The sequence below is a fragment of the Streptomyces sp. NBC_01003 genome (assembly GCF_045162695.1).
Taxonomy (GTDB): Bacteria; Actinomycetota; Actinomycetes; order Streptomycetales; family Streptomycetaceae; genus Streptomyces.
Genome location: NZ_CP108707.1, coordinates 5272687 through 5291346 on the forward strand (window position 1 = coordinate 5272687; position 18660 = coordinate 5291346).

General features: G+C 68.4%; 15 protein-coding genes. 4 read left to right on the forward strand and 11 right to left on the reverse strand.

What is annotated here, in order from left to right; genetic code table 11:
* Positions 1-89: 89 nt before the first annotated feature.
* From OG698_RS24170 to OG698_RS24180, 3 genes are all read left to right on the forward strand, one after another.
* Positions 90-1166, forward strand: a complete 1077-nt coding sequence (locus OG698_RS24170; RefSeq protein WP_100597223.1) for an AAA family ATPase — start codon at positions 90-92, stop codon at positions 1164-1166.
* Complete coding sequence (locus OG698_RS24175) at positions 1163-2266, forward strand: ParB/RepB/Spo0J family partition protein (RefSeq protein WP_406105369.1); 1104 nt, start codon at positions 1163-1165, stop codon at positions 2264-2266. The genes OG698_RS24170 and OG698_RS24175 overlap by 4 nt, the downstream gene beginning before the upstream one ends.
* A gap of 320 nt (positions 2267-2586) precedes the next feature.
* Positions 2587-3204: a GNAT family N-acetyltransferase gene (locus tag OG698_RS24180; RefSeq protein ID WP_100597221.1), complete on the forward strand. Its 618-nt coding sequence runs from the start codon at positions 2587-2589 to the stop codon at positions 3202-3204.
* A gap of 107 nt (positions 3205-3311) precedes the next feature.
* On the opposite strand, the gene trxA is transcribed toward OG698_RS24180, so the two are convergent.
* From trxA to OG698_RS24215, 7 genes are all read right to left on the reverse strand, one after another.
* Complete coding sequence (gene trxA, locus OG698_RS24185; RefSeq protein ID WP_100597220.1) at positions 3312-3644, reverse strand: thioredoxin; 333 nt, start codon at positions 3642-3644, stop codon at positions 3312-3314.
* A 39-nt stretch (positions 3645-3683) separates the two neighbouring features.
* Entirely contained in the window at positions 3684-4646 is a 963-nt protein-coding gene (trxB, locus tag OG698_RS24190; protein ID WP_406105371.1) for a thioredoxin-disulfide reductase, read from the reverse strand.
* A 142-nt stretch (positions 4647-4788) separates the two neighbouring features.
* On the reverse strand, positions 4789-5739 hold the full coding sequence (locus OG698_RS24195; RefSeq protein ID WP_406105373.1) for a hypothetical protein: 951 nt from the start codon (positions 5737-5739) through the stop codon (positions 4789-4791).
* Positions 5736-6461, reverse strand: a complete 726-nt coding sequence (gene sigM / locus OG698_RS24200; protein WP_406105375.1) for an RNA polymerase sigma factor SigM — start codon at positions 6459-6461, stop codon at positions 5736-5738. The genes OG698_RS24195 and sigM overlap by 4 nt, the downstream gene beginning before the upstream one ends.
* Positions 6462-6489: 28 nt before the next feature.
* Positions 6490-8208 carry a protein kinase family protein gene (locus tag OG698_RS24205; RefSeq protein ID WP_406105377.1) on the reverse strand — a complete coding sequence of 573 codons (1719 nt, stop codon included), beginning with the start codon at positions 8206-8208 and terminating at the stop codon, positions 6490-6492.
* A 119-nt stretch (positions 8209-8327) separates the two neighbouring features.
* Positions 8328-10565, reverse strand: a complete 2238-nt coding sequence (gene murJ / locus OG698_RS24210; RefSeq protein ID WP_406105379.1) for a murein biosynthesis integral membrane protein MurJ — start codon at positions 10563-10565, stop codon at positions 8328-8330.
* A gap of 45 nt (positions 10566-10610) precedes the next feature.
* Positions 10611-12947, reverse strand: a complete 2337-nt coding sequence (locus OG698_RS24215) for a DUF6049 family protein (RefSeq protein WP_406105380.1) — start codon at positions 12945-12947, stop codon at positions 10611-10613.
* Between the two features lie 193 nt (positions 12948-13140).
* Here OG698_RS24215 and OG698_RS24220 point away from each other — a divergent pair, with 193 nt between their 5' ends.
* A complete protein-coding gene (locus tag OG698_RS24220) occupies positions 13141-14592 on the forward strand; it encodes a CCA tRNA nucleotidyltransferase (RefSeq protein WP_406105381.1) in 1452 nt (483 codons plus the stop codon).
* A gap of 104 nt (positions 14593-14696) precedes the next feature.
* Here OG698_RS24220 and OG698_RS24225 read toward each other — a convergent pair whose 3' ends face one another.
* The 4 genes from OG698_RS24225 to OG698_RS24240 all read right to left on the reverse strand — a co-directional run bounded on the left by OG698_RS24225 (position 14697) and on the right by OG698_RS24240 (position 18479).
* Complete coding sequence (locus OG698_RS24225; protein WP_406105382.1) at positions 14697-15185, reverse strand: hypothetical protein; 489 nt, start codon at positions 15183-15185, stop codon at positions 14697-14699.
* 114 nt (positions 15186-15299) lie between these two features.
* Entirely contained in the window at positions 15300-16556 is a 1257-nt protein-coding gene (locus OG698_RS24230) for an MFS transporter (protein WP_406105384.1), read from the reverse strand.
* A gap of 116 nt (positions 16557-16672) precedes the next feature.
* On the reverse strand, positions 16673-17755 hold the full coding sequence (locus OG698_RS24235) for an inositol-3-phosphate synthase (protein WP_399969156.1): 1083 nt from the start codon (positions 17753-17755) through the stop codon (positions 16673-16675).
* A 43-nt stretch (positions 17756-17798) separates the two neighbouring features.
* Complete coding sequence (locus tag OG698_RS24240; RefSeq protein WP_116512092.1) at positions 17799-18479, reverse strand: PadR family transcriptional regulator; 681 nt, start codon at positions 18477-18479, stop codon at positions 17799-17801.
* Positions 18480-18660 lie beyond the last annotated feature (181 nt).

Genomic DNA, 18660 nt, shown 5'->3' on the forward strand with positions numbered 1-18660 from the left:
TCGGATCCCTCGAATCGGGCACGGAGTTGTCCACAGAGGCCGTTTCCTCCACAGAAGACAGGGCCTCGCTGGTTCACGACCCCGAAAGCATGGGAGGCTCTGTTCATTGCGAGCCTGAAGTCGAGGAGAGTGAATCCTTGCGGTCCGACGCCAACATCGCGGGACCGATGACCGATCCGGTCCCCGGTCCCCGTACCGAGTCGGTGGGGGAGGATGTTTCACGTGAAACACCGCCTCCGATGGACGACACCCCTATCGGTCGTGCTGCCCAGCTGGCGGTAGAAGCTCTTGGTCGCGCAGGCGAAGGCCTGCCGCGACCTGAGCAGACCCGCGTCATGGTGGTTGCCAACCAGAAGGGTGGGGTCGGTAAGACCACCACAACGGTCAACCTTGCCGCTTCGCTGGCACTGCACGGTGCCCGCGTCCTGGTGATCGATCTGGATCCACAGGGCAACGCCTCCACGGCTCTGGGAATCGACCATCACGCCGAAGTCCCTTCGATCTACGACGTGTTGGTCGAGAGCAAGCCGCTCTCCGAGGTCGTGCAGCCCGTGGTCGATGTGGAGGGCCTCTTCTGCGCCCCCGCCACCATCGACCTCGCCGGTGCGGAGATCGAGCTGGTCTCGCTGGTGGCCCGCGAGAGCAGACTGCAGCGCGCGATCCAGGCGTATGAGCAGCCCTTGGACTACATCCTCATCGACTGTCCTCCGTCGCTCGGCCTGCTGACGGTCAACGCTCTGGTCGCCGGCGCCGAGGTGCTGATCCCGATCCAGTGCGAGTACTACGCGCTGGAGGGCCTGGGGCAGCTCCTGCGCAACGTGGATCTCGTGCGCGGGCATCTGAACCCGGATCTGCATGTGTCGACGATCCTGCTCACGATGTACGACGGCCGCACCCGGCTGGCGTCACAGGTCGCCGACGAGGTCCGGAGCCACTTCGGCGAAGAGGTCCTGCGGACGAGCATCCCGCGCTCCGTGCGCATCTCTGAGGCCCCGAGCTATGGGCAGACCGTGCTCACCTACGATCCGGGGTCGAGCGGTGCGCTCTCCTACCTCGAGGCGGCGCGGGAGATGGCGCTGCGCGGGGTCGGTATCCGCTACGACGCTCAGCACGCCCATACGGGCACTCAACTTGACCAGCACAGCACGGTGGAGGGTATCCAGTGAGCGAGCGACGAAGGGGACTGGGCCGTGGCCTCGGCGCACTGATTCCAGCAGCCCCCACCCCCGACAAGACGGCACCGGCCAGCGCGATGGGAGGTGCCTCCGGCTCGCCTTCCGCCGGGCCCGTCCTGATGGCGGAGCGCGGAGTGGCGGCGGCGAAGGTTGCCTCCCTGCCGCAGCCCCAGGTTTCACATGAAACAGGGGACTCGTTCGGCGGCTCTGTGGAAGCTCCGGAGTCGTCGGCGGGAGCGTACTTCGCCGAGCTTCCGATTGACGCCATCACGCCCAACCCGCGGCAGCCGCGTGAAGTTTTCGACGAGGACGCCCTCGCCGAGCTCGTCACCTCGATCAAGGAAGTCGGGCTTCTCCAGCCTGTCGTCGTACGGCAGCTGAGCTCGTCGCGCTTCGAGCTCATCATGGGCGAGCGTCGTTGGCGCGCCTGCCGCGAGGCTGGTCTGGAGCGCATTCCGGCGATCGTCCGAGCGACGGACGACGAGAAGCTTCTCCTCGACGCGCTCCTGGAGAATCTGCACCGCGCTCAGTTGAACCCGCTGGAAGAGGCAGCCGCCTATGACCAGTTGCTGAAGGACTTCAACTGCACGCACGACCAGCTGGCCGACCGGATCGGCCGTTCGCGGCCGCAGGTCTCCAACACGCTGCGGCTCCTGAAGCTCTCTCCGGCCGTTCAGCGCCGGGTGGCGGCGGGCGTGCTTTCGGCCGGGCATGCGCGTGCCCTGCTCTCCGTGGAGGACTCGGAGGAGCAGGACCGTCTCGCTCACCGGATCGTCGCCGAAGGGCTCTCGGTGCGGGCCGTCGAGGAGATCGTGACCCTCATGGGCTCACACCCGGCGAGCACGGCGCGCGCCAAGGGTCCGCGGGCCGGGGCTCGTCTCTCGCCGGCGCTCAGCGAACTTGCCACGCGGCTCTCCGACCGGTTCGAAACGCGGGTGAAGGTCGACCTCGGGCAGAAGAAGGGCAAGATCGTCGTCGAGTTCGCCTCGATGGACGATCTGGAGCGCATCCTCGGTCAGCTCGCTCCGGGTGAGGGGCCCGTCCTCCAGCATGGAGCGACGGAGGACGAGGACCAGGAGAACGAGGTCTAGGGGAACGGGGTTGGTCCCGTTCGGCGTAAGTCTCAGGAGAGCAGGCCGTGTCCGGTGTGTACCGGAACACGGCCTGCTCTTTGCTTTCTGTCGGTATCGATGGAATCGCTTCGTGGATACGATGCGACGGGGAAGAGCGCACCCCTCAAAGTCACCTCATACGGGAGGCGGGTCATGCAATCGGTGAGTCGTGCCGGGCTGATGACCGCGGGTCTCGGGCTGGGCGCGGTCGGCGGGTTCGTCGGCAGCCTGCTCAGGGAACGGAGCGCTCTGACAGCCGCCCGTGACGCGGCGGGCGAAGGAAGTGAGGATCTGCCTTCATGGGGCGTCGGCTCGTACCGCTCACACTGGACAACCTTCCGGACCTTCCCAAGCGTTGCCGATCGTGTGTCTTCTGGGAGCTGGATCCGGTCAGTGGCCAAGCCGCGATAGAGGCAGGCACTCCGGAGCTGGAGAAGGAGGCTTGGATCTCGGCTGTCCTCCTGGAATGGGGTTCCTGCGGACGGGTCGTCTACGTGGACGATGTTCCGGTCGGCTTCGTGCTCTACGCGCCGCCGGCGTATGTTCCCCGCTCGACCGCTTTCCCCACGAGCCCGGTCTCCCCCGATGCCGTGCAGCTGATGACGGCGTGGATCATGCCCGGCTATCAAGGGCAGGGGCTCGGCCGGGTGATCGTGCAGACCGTCGCCAAGGATCTGCTGCGCAGGGGGTTCAGGGCGATCGAGGCGTTCGGCGATGCGCAGTGGAAGGAACCGGCCTGCATGCTGCCCGCGGACCATCTGCTGGCCGTGGGCTTCAAGACCGTGCGTCCTCACCCCTCTTATCCGCGCCTCCGCCTTGAGCTGCGTACGACGCTCTCGTGGAAGGAGGACGTCGAGCTCGCCCTGGACCGGCTCCTCGGAGCGGTGCAGAAGGAACCGGCGCTCCGCCCTCTGTGAGTCCCGATCCATCCGCTGCGGTCACGCAAACGGGCCAACCCGGTTGGGTTGGCCCGTTCGTGTTTCACGTGAAACATCGCCGCTCCGCCGTGGAGCCGCATCGCCGATCAGTTGGCGATGAAGTCCTCGAGGTCGCGCACGATGGCGGCCTTCGGCTTGGCGCCGACGATGGTCTTGGCGACCTCGCCACCCTGGTAGACGTTCAGCGTCGGGATCGACATGACGCCGTACTTCGCGGCGATGGCCGGGTTCTCGTCGATGTTGAGCTTGACGACCTCGATCTTGTCGCCGTACTCCGCGGCGATCGCCTCGAGGGACGGCGCGATCTGGCGGCACGGTCCGCACCAGGCGGCCCAGAAGTCCACCAGTACGGGCTTGTCGCTCTTGAGGACGTCCTCGTCGAAGGAAGCGTCGGTCACGTTCTTGAGGTTGCCGGCCACGGCGGGCTCCTTAGCTACTTTGGTGATGAGGGTGTGAGTTCAGACGGCGGCGGCCGCGGCGGACTCGCTGTCGGTGAGAGCGGCGAGGAAGCGCTCGGCGTCAAGGGCGGCGGAGCAGCCGGTGCCGGCCGCGGTGATCGCCTGGCGGTAGGTGTGGTCGACGACGTCACCGGCACCGAAGACACCGGTCAGGTTCGTCCGGGTCGAGGGGGCCTCGACCTTCAGATAGCCCTCGTCGTCCAGCTCGAGCTGGCCCTTGAAGAGCTCGGTGCGCGGGTCGTGGCCGATCGCGATGAACAGGCCGGTGACCGGGAGCTCGGAGGTCTCACCCGTCTTGACGTTGCGCAGCGTCAGGTGCGAGAGCTTCTGGTCGCCGTGGACCTCGGCGATCTCGCTGTCCCAGGCGAACTTGATCTTCGGGTCGGCGAAGGCGCGCTCCTGCATGGCCTTGGAGGCACGCAGGGTGTCGCGGCGGTGGACGACCGTCACGGACTTGGCGAAGCGGGAGAGGAAGGTGGCCTCCTCCATCGCGGTGTCGCCGCCGCCGATCACGGCGATGTCCTGGTCCTTGAAGAAGAAGCCGTCGCACGTCGCGCACCACGAGACACCGCGGCCGGAGAGCGCGTCCTCGTTCGGCAGGCCGAGCTTGCGGTGCTGGGAGCCGGTCGTGACGATGACGGTCTTTGCGCGGTGCACGGTGCCCGCCGTGTCGGTGACGGTCTTGATCTCGCCCGTCAGGTCGACGGAGATGACGTCGTCCGGGACCAGCTCGGCGCCGAAGCGCTCGGCTTGGGCGCGCATGTTGTCCATGAGCTCGGGGCCCATGATGCCGTCCTGGAAGCCGGGGAAGTTCTCCACCTCGGTGGTGTTCATCAGGGCACCGCCAGCGGTGACAGCACCTTCGAACACCAGCGGCTTCAGCGACGCGCGTGCGGTGTACAGGGCCGCCGTGTAACCGGCGGGCCCGGAGCCGATGATGATCACGTTACGGACGTCGCTCACGGCTTGATTCCTCGTCTCTGCGGGACTGCTGCGTACTGCCGGGGGAGCCCGTCTCCGGACTCTCACCCCACCCAACGGATCCTACGGGGCGTGCATTCCCGCCGTGTCCGGGAGCACACGCGACGTGTGCCCCCGTGTGGAGTCAGCGCCGCGCGTAGGAGTGGGTCAGCAGCAGTTTGCCGGGAGCCGAGGAGGGCTGCTTCACGCAGGTCGCGTCGATGATGTAGGCCGAGACCTGGGCAGGATCCGACTGGTGAGGCAGCACGACGAGGTAGGCGGTGGTGCCCTTGTAGTCTCCCCGCTCCATGGCGAGGGCGGGCGTCTCACGGCCGGTGCCCCGCTGTATGCAGTCCGGCACCACGATGGTCTTCCCTCGCATCGGGGAGTTCGTCCGGGGGGTCTTCGGTCCGGACTGCTCGATGTCCAGGGACGGCTTGGACGTCGACGAGTCGGAGGGCGCGGAGGATTTCTCCGTCAGAAGGCTCTGCACCTGGTTCTCGAGCTTGTTCTCGGAGAAGGAGAGTGCGGAGCTCGCCTGACGGGGCGTGCCGCTCTCGGGAGCGCCGGTAGGTGTGCTGCCCCCGTTCTGCAGGAGTACGACTCCCAGGCCGATCGCGGCCGCCGTGAAGACGGCTCCTAGCGCGGCGCCCCGACGGCGCCGGGTGCGCGTCCGGCTGCCCCGCCCTGGACCTGTCGTGGCACGGGGATGACCGGAAGGGCGGTCCGCGGGGGCGGTCGGCGAGTCGGCCGGCGTCGTTTCAGGCGTTGTTTCACGTGAAACAGGCGACGCGGACTGTGCTTCCGCTTCGGCCTCGTGCTCGGTGTAGGCCGGTGCCTTCGTGTCGAGTAGTGCCTCCGCGGCGAGCGCGGCGTCGATGCGGCCTGCGATGTCGGCAGGCATGTGCGGCGGGCCGGGAAGCGTGCCGAGCGTGCCACGGATCTCCTCCAGGGAGGCGTGGACATCGGCGCACAGCTCGCAGCCGTTGAGGTGCTCCCGTACCTCCTCTGTGCGGGAAGGGGAGAGGAGGCCCTCGGTGAGTTCGGAGATCTCGGCGATCTCGGGGTGCTCGGCCGTGTCGGTCGTGGATGTCACGCTCGCCCACCTCCGCCCTTCACGGCAGCTGAATCATTTGGTCCTGCCCCGTCCCGGGGCCCTGCTGCCGGTGGGACGGATGTCCCCTGCGTCCGGTTCCTTCCGGGCGCTTCCGGGGGCAGGTTGTTGCCACTCTCGCTCTCGCCGTTGTCGGTCCGCAGATGGGTGACCAACGGCAGGAGTCTGGCTCTGCCGCGCGCACAGCGGCTCTTGACCGTGCCGGTGGGAACGCCGAGAACGCGGGCCGCCTCGGCCACCGGGTAGCCCTGCATGTCGACCAGGACGAGCGCGGCCCGCTGGTCGACGGGAAGGGTGCCCAGCGCTTCGAAGAGCTCGCGGTGGAGGTCGTTGCGTTCGGCGGGAGCGGCCGCGGACTCGTGAGGTTCGAGGAGCTGCTCCAGGCGCTCCGTGTCCTCGACCGGAGAGGTCTTCCGCGATGCGGCCTTGCGGGCCCGGTCGAGGCAGGCGTTCACGGTGATGCGGTGCAGCCAGGTCGTGACGGCCGACTGCCCGCGGAAGGTGTGCGCCGCCCGGTAGGCGGAGACCAGGGCGTCCTGGACGGCGTCGGCGGCTTCCTCCCGGTCTCCCAGGGTGCGCAGCGCGACGGCCCACAGGCGGTCACGATGGCGGCGCACGAGCTCGCCGAAGGCGTCCTTGTCACCCGATACATGGCGGGTGAGGAGGTCCTGATCGCTTGCTTCGCCGTAGGCGGCGTCGTCCACTTTCGAACCCCCTCCCCCAGGTGAGCCCTCAGCCGGTGAACTTCACGTCGGTGAGAGCCTGCTTGTAACCCGCGCCGTAGTAACCGTCGGATCCGGACTGCGGCAGGGCCGTCATCCACAGAAGCACGTACCGCGTCTTCACCGGCTTGTCGGCCTCGATCTTCGCGGTGGTGCCCGTCGTGGTGTCCGTACCGATGCTCTTCATGGAGTCGACCGATGTCGTGGGTGACAGCGAATCGGCCGCGTACAGGGAGACCGTCGTGTGGTCGCCACCGTACTGAAGAGCTATCGACGCGGCCGATACGTCCTTGGCCGAGCCGAGGTCGTAGACGATACCGACGCCGGGCTTGTAGGGCGCCAGCTTCGGGCCGTCGTTGTAGGTCTTCGTACGCCAGAAGGTCTTGCTGTCGCCGTCGTAGGTCTTCGCCACATCACCCGGGGCCTGAGCCTCGCCCTTGGCGACGTACTCCCTGGCGTCCTCGATGGCCATCGGCTTCGTGGGCTTGTGCTCGTCGCCCTTGTCGTCGCCGTCGGTGTTGTGCGACGTGTTGGAGTCGCTCGACGTGCCGCGGTCCATCAGAGCTTCCGCGAGCTGCCAGCTGCCGAGGCCGAGGGCCACGATGAGCAATGCCGACACGGCCCACTTGAGCGCCTTGCCCGTCCGGCTCTGCAGCGGCGGCGGAGGCGCGGCCGGCATGGGCTGTGCCACGCCGGGACGCGGGGCCGGACGGCCGTAGGTCCCCTGCTGGTAGGTCGTCCGCTGGTACTCCGCGGGGGCCGTGAAAACGGGCTCCGGGGGCCGGATGCGGGGCATCTCGCCGACGGCCTTCACCAGGTCCTCGGTCGTGGTGCACGGCGGATCCTGCCGCGACGCCGTTGCCCCCTCGTTGACGAGGGCACGCATGGCCAGCTCGGACAGCCCGCGGTGCACCCCGGCCCGCACCTGGTCGGGCGCGATGAGGCCGATGTCCTTGGGCAGCCCGGACAGGCCGTACGCGTCGTCCTCGTAGGGCCAGCGCTGCGTCAGTGCGGCGTACAGGAGGGCACCGATCGCCTCGGTGTCCGTGCGCTGCGGTGTCTCCGAGGTGATGCCGCGCAGGGCGGCGTTGACGGCGAGGCCGCGGATGCGCCACTGGCCGGTCGAGGTGCGTAGCACCGCGCTCGGGGTGAGCCGCAGATGCGCGAGGCCCTCGCGGTGCGCGGCGGCCATCGCCTGGGATACCTGGTTCACGAGCTGGTACGCCTCGTGCACCTCGAGGGGGCCCGAGGCGAGCAGCGCGGTCAGCTCCGTGGCATCGGGCAGCCACTCGTGCACCACGTAAACAAGGTCGTTCTCCTCGACCGCGTCCAGGACCTGGACGAATCGAGGGTCGCCGAGAAGCGCCGATGAGCGGGCCGCCGCGAGGACGGACCGTGCCCGCGGGTGGTCCGCGGGGAGCAGGTGCACCCCGACAGCCCGGCGGAGCTTCTCATCCACCGCGCGCCAGCTGCTGAATCCGTCCAGCCGGGTGACGCACTCCTCCAGGCGATAGCGTCTGGCGAGTTTGTGACCGCTGTGCAGCTCGGGGGGAGTGGACGAGCCGGGGCTCATCGACCCGTCGGTGTCCTCCGCGTCCTCGTTCGCTGCCGTGTCCCGCTCCCGGGTCTGGGCCACCCCGTCGGCCGTGGTCTGCTCCGCTTTCGCGGTCAGTGGCTCGTCACCACTGTTGTCTGCCACGTCGACGGCAGCCGTACTCCGTTCCGCCACCGTCGTTCCTGCCTCCCCATCCGTTGCGCGCTCTGCGACGCCAAAGCCAATTGTGCCCACAGTCCGGCGATAAGCACGACACGCGGCAGCCCGCGATGGTTGTGCGGCCCGCCGGTCCGCTAGCGGCCGAGGCGCCCGCGGACCATTCCGACCATCGAGTTGAGCTCTTCGATCCGCATGCGCCGGGCGGCGACATAGAAGACGCCCAGCAGTACGGCCCCGCCCACGACCAGCGCCGCGAGCGAACCCCCCGCGCCGCTGCCGAGAGCCCCGGTGATCAGGAAACCGACCGCGCCACCGGCGATCGCCCCCGGGATCGCGGCCATGCCGAGGCGGGCGTACGTACGGATGACCTGAGAGCCGTCCAGGTCGCCGCCGAGACGCTTGCGCAGGCGCTGCCAGGCGACGCCCACACCGATCGCGTACGCGAGACCGTACGAGGCAGCCATGCCGACCACGGCCCACTGGGCGGGCAGCAGAAGATAGGCGATCCCCGACGCGGCCGCGTTGACGGCGGCCACGATGACCGTGTTGTAGAAGGGCGTCCGGGTGTCCTCGTACGCGTAGAAGCCGCGCAGCACGACGTACTGCACGGAGTACGGGATCAGGCCGAGGCCGAACGCCATCAGGATGTAGCCCATGGACCGGGCGCCGTCGGTGCCGCTGGAACCGAAGAGCAAGGTGCACATCGGGACGCCGAGGGCGACGAACATGAAGGCGACCGGGACGATCGCGACCGCTGAAGTGCGCAGGCCCTGCGAGATGTCGTCGCGGACCGCGCCGGGGTCGCCGTCGTGGGCGGCGCGTGAGATCCGCGGCAGCATCGCCGCCATGACAGAGACGGTGATGATGGCCTGCGGCATGCCCCAGATCAGCTGAGCGTTGGAGTAGCCCATGATGCCCGCGCCGGCTTCACCGGACGCCTTGCCGGCGGCGGTCGCGAGCTGAGTGACGACGAGGACGCCCGCCTGGTTGGCGAGGACGAACAGCACGGTCCACTTGGCGAGCTTGACCGCCTTGCCGAGGCCGTGGCCCTTCCAGTCGAACCGCAGCCGGAACCGGAAGCCGGTTTCGCGCAGGTACGGGATCATCGCCAGCGCCTGCACCGTCAGACCGAGCAGAGTGCCGATGCCGAGCAGCCGGACACCGTCCGCGGGGATCGTGTCGACGTGCAGCTGCGAGTCCGCGGCCGTGCCGTAGACGTAGATGAACATGCCGAACGTGAAGATCATGACGATGTTGTTCAGGACCGGGGTCCACATCATCGCGCCGAACTTCCCGCGGGCGTTCAGGATCTGGCCCATGACCACGTGCACGCCCATGAAGAAGATCGTGGGCAGGCAGTAGCGGGCGAAGGTGACGGCGACGTTGTTCGCGTCCGGACTGTTGGCGATGGAGGTCGACATCAGCCGGATCAGCAGCGGCGACGCGAAGACCGCCGCGGCGACGATCACGCCGAGCGCGACCATGACGAGGGTCAACAGACGGTTGGCGTAGGCCTCGCCGCCGTCCTCGTCCTCCTTCATGGACCGCACGAGCTGCGGCACGAACACCGAGTTGAGGCCGCCGCCGACGGTCAGGATGTAGATCATCGTCGGCAGGGTGTACGCCACCGTCCACGCGTCACCGAGCGTCGCGGAGCCGAGGGCCGCGGTGATGACCACGGTGCGTACGAAACCGGTGAGGCGTGAGACCAGGGTGCCCGCCGCCATGACGGCACTCGACTTCAGGAGGCTCGACGCGCGGCCCCCCTTCGACGGGGCGGGGGCAGGCGCGGGCGTGCCGCCCTGGACGGGAGGCTGCGCCGGTTCGGCGGTGGGCGCCGGAACGCCGGGGGCGTCGGCCGGCGGACGGCCGCCGCCGTTGCTCTGCTGGTCGCGGAAGAGATGAGCGAACGCGTCGGGCTCGTGCTGTTCCTCGCCGGCCTGCGTCATCAGATCGTCGACCCCCACGAACTGTGTGGTCCTGGCGTCGTCACCGTACGGAAGGTGCCGCGTCGGGCCCTCCGGCTCGGGAGCCGGCGTCTGGGCCCACACGCGCGGGTCCGGGGGGTACTGGGCCGCGGGCGGCGGGGCGTAGAGCGGCTGAGGAGCCTCGTAGGTGCCCGGAGGCGGCGGAGGATGCGCGGCACGGTCGTAGAGCGCCTCCGTCACCGGATCCTGGGCGGTGAGGTCCTGGGCCCGGTACGGATCCTGGTCGTAGGCGTCCTGGAAGTACGCGTCCTGCGGATACGCGTCCGGGGCGGGGTGAGACGGCGGGACGTGGCCGGGCGCTCCCTGATGGCCAGGGGGCGGGCCCCCGGCCGAGGCTGAGCCGCCCGGGTCCTGGCCACGGTCACCGTCGTACGGCGCGTTCATGGTTACCCCACCTCATAGTCCCCGGGCCCACGGCCACGACATCGCTCAACGGTCCACTCTCTCACCCGTGCCGGACGGGTCCGCGCTTTCCGGAGCGGTGTCCGGTGTCGGGTCACTCGGCTGCTCGGGGTCGCCTTCCCCGGGCTCGGAGCCCGACTCCCCGTTCGCACCGTCGTCAGGCCCTTCCTCGGCGCGTTGCGCGGCGGCGCGCTTGCGCTGTGTGTACATGCGGAACCCGGCGAGGACGAGGAGCAGGACGCCGCCGGCCATGACGAGCATCACGGTAGGCGTGATCTCTGTGACGTTCACGTCGAACCGGACCTCGGGGCCGTAGGGCTGGCCGTCCTCGGTGTACAGCTGGGCGAAGACCGGCACCCTGCCGTTGGCGTTGGAGGTGGTCGTGAACTTCACCGACTGGCTGTGCCCGCCGGCGACCTTCACCTGCTGCTCGTAGTACGGTCCGTCGCCGATCTTGAGGCGGGTGCCGTTCGTCGACGTGAGGCGCAGGACGAGGTGCTCGACGCCCTGCACGAGGTTGTTCTGGACCGTCACCGGGATCGTCGCGCTGCGCCCGGAGAGCTTCGCCTCGGACTTGTCGATGAGCCTGACCTGTTTGGTGAGCGCCGAGAGGTAATCGGCGACGCCGTCGCGGTACGTCTGCGCCTCGGCGGGGCGGCCCCGCCAGGACGTGGACATCTGGCGGTCCATGGCCCGTCCGAACGGCGTCACCACGCGGGACGGGTCGGAGAGGATCACCTGGAAATTGGTGAGCTTGGTCTGGGTGTCCTGGATCGCCTGGAAGGCCGACTGGGGCAGTTCCTGCTTGCGCAGGTACGAGGGGTAGGACCGGGAGGAGGGGACCCGGGTCGTCGCTTCGGGGTCGGGCTTCGCCTTCGTGGCGGCGGCCAGGTCCTCGGACTCCGACCAGCTGCTGCCCTGCTCGGCCTTGATCGCCTGCGCCATGGACTGCGCCTGGCTGGCGGACGGCATGCGCTGCGGCGCGACCACGATGTTGCGCTCGTTGTCCGGCTCCTGAAGGTTGATCGTCAGACTCTGCGCGAGGAACTGCTGCACGGCGAGCGTCGAGTTCTCGGCCTTCGTCATGTCGCCCTGGAAGGCCTCCGACAGCCGTGCGTCGGTCACCACGGCCGTCGTGCCGCTGCCGATGGGGCGGGCCGCCGACGGCGTGTACGGCAGGTTGTTCCCCTCCTGGAGGCTGTCGCTGCGGGCGATCACCGTGTCGGCGCCGGCGGACGTCGCGACACTGACGATGCTCGGGTCGATCGCGCCGTCGGCGGGCCAGGCGTAGCTCGTGTCCGGCTTGACGTGCAGGACCGTCTCCACGGTCTTGGCGGCCACATCGGTGGCGTCCTTGAGGTGTCCGAGGGAACCGCTCACCTTCGTGCCGTTGTGGGCCAGCGACGCGAGATCCGGGTCGGCGAAGGGGAGGGCGACGACCTTCTGGTCGGCGACGGCGTTCTTCAGGTCGTTCAGCCACTGCTTGGCGACCGCCTGGTTCCTGCCGTTGATCTCGGTGCCGTCCGGCTCCTTGATCTTGTACGGCCGCGTCATGGCGTCGACCGAGGCCAGGAGGTCGGGGTCGATCACCCAAGTCACGTCGAGGGCGGTACCCAGAGACAGCATCTGCTGGAGGCGCCCGCCCGGAGCGATCTCCTTGGCGAGGTTGTCGTCGTGGAAGACGCGCGTCTGCTGCTCGTCCGATCCCGTCTCCGCCGTGAGGTGGGTCTGCGAGATGAGCGGCCACAGGAACGTCGTCTTCGTCTTCGTGTCCGCGGCCTCGGGCTGCCACGGGAGGAAGGTCCGCTGGATGCCCAGCGTCTGCTCGTACGGCTGCGTCGCCGTCTGGCCGGTCAGCGCGACACCGAGCTGGTAGACGCCCTCGGCGCCGAGATCCATCTCCTTGACGGGGACGGAGAGGCTGAAGCCCTGCGTCGCTCCAGGGGCCAGCTTGGAGATCTTCTTGGCGTACTTGCCGCCGATCTCCGTGCCGTCCGGCGCTCCTCCTGCCGAGTGCCGGGAGGCGTTGTCGATCGAAGCCCGCCCGCCGAGCGCGGAACCGAGGCGGAGCGCCACGTGGGCGTTCGAGACGGTCTGCTTGCCGTCGTTCGTGAGCGTGCCGGTGACGGTGACCGTGTCGCCGTCCACCGGTGCGCTCGGAGTGAGCGAGTTCACGGCGACATCGACGGTGCTCGTGCCGATCGCGTCGGCCGCAGGCGCCTGCGGGGAGGCATGGCCGGGGGAGCCGCCGAACAGGGTCAGGGCGGCCAGCAGAGGCGCTCCGGCGAGCAACGCCCCCGTGCGTCGCCGCCATCGACGGGCAGGTGAGGGAGTCATCCCTTGGAAGTCTGCCGCCTCGGCCACGCGCTCGCCCGTCCCTCGTCGTCGTCAGTGGTCGTCGGATAGTCCACGCATGGTAACGAGGTGCGCTGTGGCGAAGTGCCGCGGACTGCTCCACATGATCGGAAGACAGGGTAGGGGGCATCCGGCACGGCTCGCGCACACCCAGGAAAAACGGGGCGGAACCCCGGGCTCGGGACACGTACCCTTTTCTGTTGTGCCGAACGCCAATGAAGACACTCCCAGTGCCCTGAGCCAGGTGCAGCGCCGCGCGGTGAGCGAGCTGCTGCGGGTGGCCCCTGTCGCCGACGACCTCGCCCGTCGATTCCGGGAGGCGGGGTTCTCCCTCGCCCTGGTCGGCGGCTCGGTCAGGGATGCGCTCCTCGGCAGGCTCGGCAACGATCTGGACTTCACCACGGACGCGCGTCCCGAAGATGTGCTCAAGATCGTCAGGCCTTGGGCGGATGCCGTGTGGGAGGTCGGGATCGCCTTCGGGACGGTCGGCTGCCAGAAGGACGGCTACCAGATCGAGGTCACCACGTACCGCTCCGAGGCGTACGACAGGACCTCCCGCAAGCCCGAGGTTTCGTACGGCGACTCCATCGAGGAAGACCTCGTGCGTCGCGACTTCACCGTGAACGCGATGGCCGTGGCCCTGCCGGAGAAGGAGTTCATCGACCCGCACGGCGGGCTCGACGACCTCGCCGAGCGCGTGCTGCGTACGCCCGGAACCCCCGAGGAGTCCTTCTCCGACGACCCGCTGCGGATGATGCGGGCCGCGCGGTTCGCCGCGCAGCTGGACTTCGAGGTGGCCCCCGAGGTCGTCAAGGCGATGAAGGACATGGCCGACCGCATCGAGATCGTCTCCGCGGAGCGGGTGCGGGACGAGCTGAACAAGCTGATCCTCTCCGCACACCCGCGCGAGGGCCTCACCCTCCTCGTGGACACGGGCCTCGCTGCCCATGTCCTGCCCGAGCTGCCCGAGCTGCGTCTTGAGCGGGACGAGCACCACCGGCACAAGGACGTCTACGACCACACGCTGATCGTCCTCGAGCAGGCGATGGCGCTGGAGTCGGACGGCCCGGATCTCGTGCTCCGTCTCGCGGCGCTGCTGCACGACATCGGCAAGCCGAAGACGCGGCGCTTCGAGGGCGACGGCCGGGTCTCCTTCCACCACCACGAGGTGGTGGGCGCCAAGATGACGAAGAAGCGCATGACGGCGCTGAAGTACTCCAACGAGCTCGTGAAGGACGTCTCGCGACTGGTCGAGCTGCACCTGCGCTTCCACGGATACGGCACCGGCGAGTGGACCGACTCCGCCGTCCGCCGCTACGTCCGTGACGCGGGCCCGCTGCTGGACCGCTTGCACAAGCTGACCCGCTCCGACTGCACGACGCGCAACAAGCGGAAGGCGAACGCGCTGGGGCGCGCGTACGACGGCCTGGAAGAGCGCATCGAGCGGCTCAAGGAGCAGGAGGAGCTGGACTCGATCCGCCCCGACCTCGACGGCAATCAGATCCAGGAGATCCTGGGTATCAAGCCGGGGCCGGCGATCGGGCAGGCGTACAAGTTCCTGCTGGAACTGCGGCTCGAGAACGGGCCGATGGGGCATGACGCGGCGGTGGCGGCGCTCAAGGAGTGGTGGGCGGCACAGCAGAACGCCGAGTGAGTGAACCGGGTCCATGTTTCACGTGAAACATGGACCCGGGACGGACATGCCGAAGGGCGCTGTTTCACGTGAAACAGCGCCCTTCGGCATGGTGATGCGAGGTCTTACTTGGTTTCCTTCAGGCAGAGCACCACGTCGTGGCTGCCACCGCTCTGGTAGTAGGAGACCTCGGTGCCCTGGACCGAGTTGCACTTGTCGACGTCGCTCGTACCGTCGAACTTCTCGATGACCTTGTACTCGGAGTCGCTCGAGGAGCAGTCGACGTCCTTCAGGTCCGGAGAGGACGTCGTGCCGTTGTTGTGCAGGCAGCTGCCGACCGCGGTCGTTTCGGCGTCGCTCTGGCCGAGGTACCACTTCACGCCGTAGAGCGCGATGGCAACCACGATCAGCGCGACGATGCGCAGGGCCTTCTTCTTGCCGCCACCGGCTGGCCGGCCGGGCGGGATGGGCGCGCCCTGGGCGTGCGGCGGGTACGGCTGCTGAGGAACCCCGGGCTGGCCGGCGACCGGAGCGTACGGACCGCCCTGCGGCGGGCCAGAGGGCTGCTGGCCCTGGGCGAACGGATTCTGGCCCTGCGGCGGCGGAGTGGTCACTTTGGGGGTCCCCCTCGAACTTAGGCGCGATGGCGCGGATAAGACGCCCGTAAGTTATCCGTACCGACTGACAACTCTGAAGTCGGGAGGGGCTCTGTGTCATTGATGTGACACTTACTGGGTGTCGAATCGGGTCATAGCGCCAGCAATCGCCGCGTAGATCAGGGCCACGGTGAGCACCAGCGGGACCGACTGTCCGTCAGGAGGCAGCATCAGCGCGGCCACTGCGGCCGCGCCGACGAACGCGACGTTGAACAGCACGTCGTAAACGGAGAAGATCCGGCCACGGAAGCCGTCGTTCACCGAGGACTGCACGACCGTGTCGGTGGCGATCTTCGCGCCCTGGGTCGTCAGGCCCAGGACGAAGGCGGCGACCATCATGGGGGCCGGCGCGAACGGGAGCCCGAGGGCGGGTTCGAGGACGGCTGCCGCCCCCGCGCAGACGATGATCCACCCGGCGGGGCCCAGCCGCCCCGCGGCCCAGGGCGTGACCACGGCGGCGGCGAAGAATCCCGCCCCCGAGATCGCCACGGCGACACCCAGGAGGGCCAGCCCGTCGGACTCCGTGGACGACCAGGAGTAGCGGCAGAGCATGAGGACCATGACCGTCAGCGCCCCGTAGCAGAACCGCATCAGCGTTATGGCGGCCAGGGCGCGGGCGGCCGGGGGGCGGGCGGTCAGATGACGCACGCCAGAGACCAGCCCCTGCGCCGTACCGCTGAGCGCTGTCCGCAAGCCGGGACGCACCAACTGCGCGTCCGGACCGAGCAGTTCCGCGGACATGGGCAGCGAGGCGAGCGCCGCGCACAGGTAGAGCGCCGCCCCGACGAGCACCACGAGGGCGTCGGAGTCCGAGATGAGCAGCCGTACGGCGAACGCGAGTCCGCCGCCCAGCGTGGCGGCGAGGGTGCCTGCCGTCGGCGAGACCGAGTTCGCCATCACCAGGCGCTCGGCGTCGACCAGGCGCGGCATGGCGGCGGAGAGCCCGGAGAGGATGAACCGGTTGACGGCGGTGACGCACAGGGCGGAGGCGTAGAAGAGCCAGTCCGGCGCATCGCTGAGCATCAGGACGGCCGTTGCGGACGCCAGGACGGTCCGCAGGAGATTGCCGTAGAGGAAGACCTGGCGGCGGGGCCAGCGGTCGAGGAGGACGCCCGCGAACGGGCCGACGACCGAGTACGGGAGAAGCAGCACGGCCATGGCCGAGGCGATGGCGCCGGCCGAAGTCTGCTTCTCCGGCGAGAACACCACATAGGTGGCCAGTGCGACCTGGTAGACGCCGTCCGCGCCCTGCGAGAGCAGCCGCAGCGCCAACAGGCGCCGGAAGTCCCTCAAGCGCAGGAGTACCCGCAGGTCACGGACGACAGCCATGGGGCACAGCCTCACACACGGGAAAGGTCCCCGGGTGCACTCCAGGTGCATCCGGGGACCTCAACAGCCCACAAGGAGAGGCGCGTTACCACTGGTGCGCGCCGCACTGTGTGTGGTTAGCGCTCGACCTCGCCCTTGATGAACTTCTCGACGTTCGCGTAGGCCTCGTCGTCGAAGTACTGAACCGGCGGGGACTTCATGAAGTACGAGGACGCGGAGAGGATCGGGCCGCCGATGCCGCGGTCCTTGGCGATCTTCGCGGCGCGCAGGGCGTCGATGATGACACCCGCGGAGTTCGGGGAGTCCCAGACCTCGAGCTTGTACTCCAGGTTCAGCGGAACGTCACCGAAGGCGCGGCCCTCGAGGCGGACGTAGGCCCACTTGCGGTCGTCGAGCCACTGGACGTAGTCCGACGGGCCGATGTGGACGTTCTTCTCGCCCAGCTCGCGGTCGGGGATCTGCGAGGTGACGGCCTGCGTCTTCGAGATCTTCTTGGACTCCAGGCGCTCGCGCTCGAGCATGTTCTTGAAGTCCATGTTGCCGCCGACGTTCAGCTGCATGGTGCGCTCGAGACGGACACCGCGGTCCTCGAACAGCTTCGCCATGACGCGGTGCGTGATGGTGGCGCCGACCTGGGACTTGATGTCGTCACCGACGATCGGCACGCCCGCCTCGGTGAACTTGTCCGCCCACTCCTTGGTGCCGGCGATGAAGACCGGAAGGGCGTTGACGAAGGCGACCTTGGCGTCGATGGCGCACTGCGCGTAGAACTTCGCGGCGTCCTCGGAACCGACGGGCAGGTAGCAGATCAGAACGTCGACCTGCTTGTCCTTGAGGATCTGGACGATGTCGACCGGGGCCTCGGCGGACTCCTCGATGGTCTGGCGGTAGTACTTGCCCAGGCCGTCGTGGGTGTGGCCGCGCTGGACAGTCACGCCCGTGTTCGGCACGTCGCAGATCTTGATGGTGTTGTTCTCGCTGGCACCGATGGCGTCGGAGAGGTCGAGGCCGACCTTCTTCGCGTCGACGTCGAAGGCGGCGACGAACTCGACGTCACCGACGTGGTAGTCGCCGAACTGGACGTGCATCAGGCCCGGGACCTTGGCGTCCGGGTCGGCGTCCTTGTAGTACTCGACGCCCTGGACCAGCGAGGCGGCGCAGTTGCCCACGCCGACGATGGCTACGCGAACCGAACCCATTCCGGTTGCTCCCTGTGTGTATCGGTGAAACCCCGAATGGGCCTCACGTGGCGGTGTCGTCGGACGGATCCGGCCGGGTGCTGTCCCGGTGCCGGGGCAGGCCGCCCGTCTCTCCAGATGTGTCCTGCTGAGCTGCGTCGGAGGGGTCGGATCGCCGCTGATCCCGCCCCGCCCGCTCGCTCTCGATGAGCTCGTTCAGCCAGCGCACTTCGCGCTCCACGGATTCCATTCCGTGCCGCTGGAGCTCAAGGGTGTAGTCGTCAAGGCGTTCCCGGGTGCGGGCGAAGGAGATGCGCATCTTTTCGAGGCGCTCCTCGAGACGGCTGCGACGGCCTTCGAGCACGCGCATGCGTACGTCACGCGAGGTCTGCCCGAAGAAGGCGAACCGCGCGGCGAAGTGCTCGTCCTCGTATGCGTCCGGGCCGGTCTGCGAGAGCAGCTCCTCGAAGTGCTCCTTACCTTCCGCCGTCAACCGGTAGACGATCTTGGCGCGACGCCCTGCGAGGGGTGCGGCGAGGGCGTCCTCGGGTGTGCTCCCCGATTCCTCGATCAACCAGCCGCTTGCGACCAGCGTCTTGAGACAGGGGTAGAGGGACCCGTAGCTGAAGGCGCGGAAGACCCCCAGCGATGTATTGAGCCGTTTCCGCAGCTCGTAGCCGTGCATCGGGGACTCGCGGAGCAGCCCGAGGACGGCGAACTCGAGGATGCCGGAACGTCGGCTCATCGTCGCCTCCTCCTCTGCCGCGATCGGTGTCACGACCTCTTACGGACTCTTTATGCCGAGCTGATGTATCGACTCGATACATCACGACGATAGAACGGCCCCGCGGATGGGACAAGAGGGATCACGGTGAACGGCGTCACATCACCGATTCATACCAAGCGAGTTGCCTGATTTGGGGTGA

What these genes read in the sequence shown, in the direction of transcription:
- murJ (WP_406105379.1), bottom strand. Translation starts at nt 10,565, where the DNA reads ATGAACGCGCCGTACGACGGTGACCGTGGCCAGGACCCGGGCGGCTCA.
- OG698_RS24170 (WP_100597223.1), top strand. Translation starts at nt 90, where the DNA reads ATGGGAGGCTCTGTTCATTGCGAGCCTGAAGTCGAGGAGAGTGAATCC.
- OG698_RS24180 (WP_100597221.1), top strand. Translation starts at nt 2,587, where the DNA reads ATGGGGCGTCGGCTCGTACCGCTCACACTGGACAACCTTCCGGACCTT.
- OG698_RS24230 (WP_406105384.1), bottom strand. Translation starts at nt 16,556, where the DNA reads ATGGCTGTCGTCCGTGACCTGCGGGTACTCCTGCGCTTGAGGGACTTC.
- OG698_RS24240 (WP_116512092.1), bottom strand. Translation starts at nt 18,479, where the DNA reads ATGAGCCGACGTTCCGGCATCCTCGAGTTCGCCGTCCTCGGGCTGCTC.
- OG698_RS24235 (WP_399969156.1), bottom strand. Translation starts at nt 17,755, where the DNA reads ATGGGTTCGGTTCGCGTAGCCATCGTCGGCGTGGGCAACTGCGCCGCC.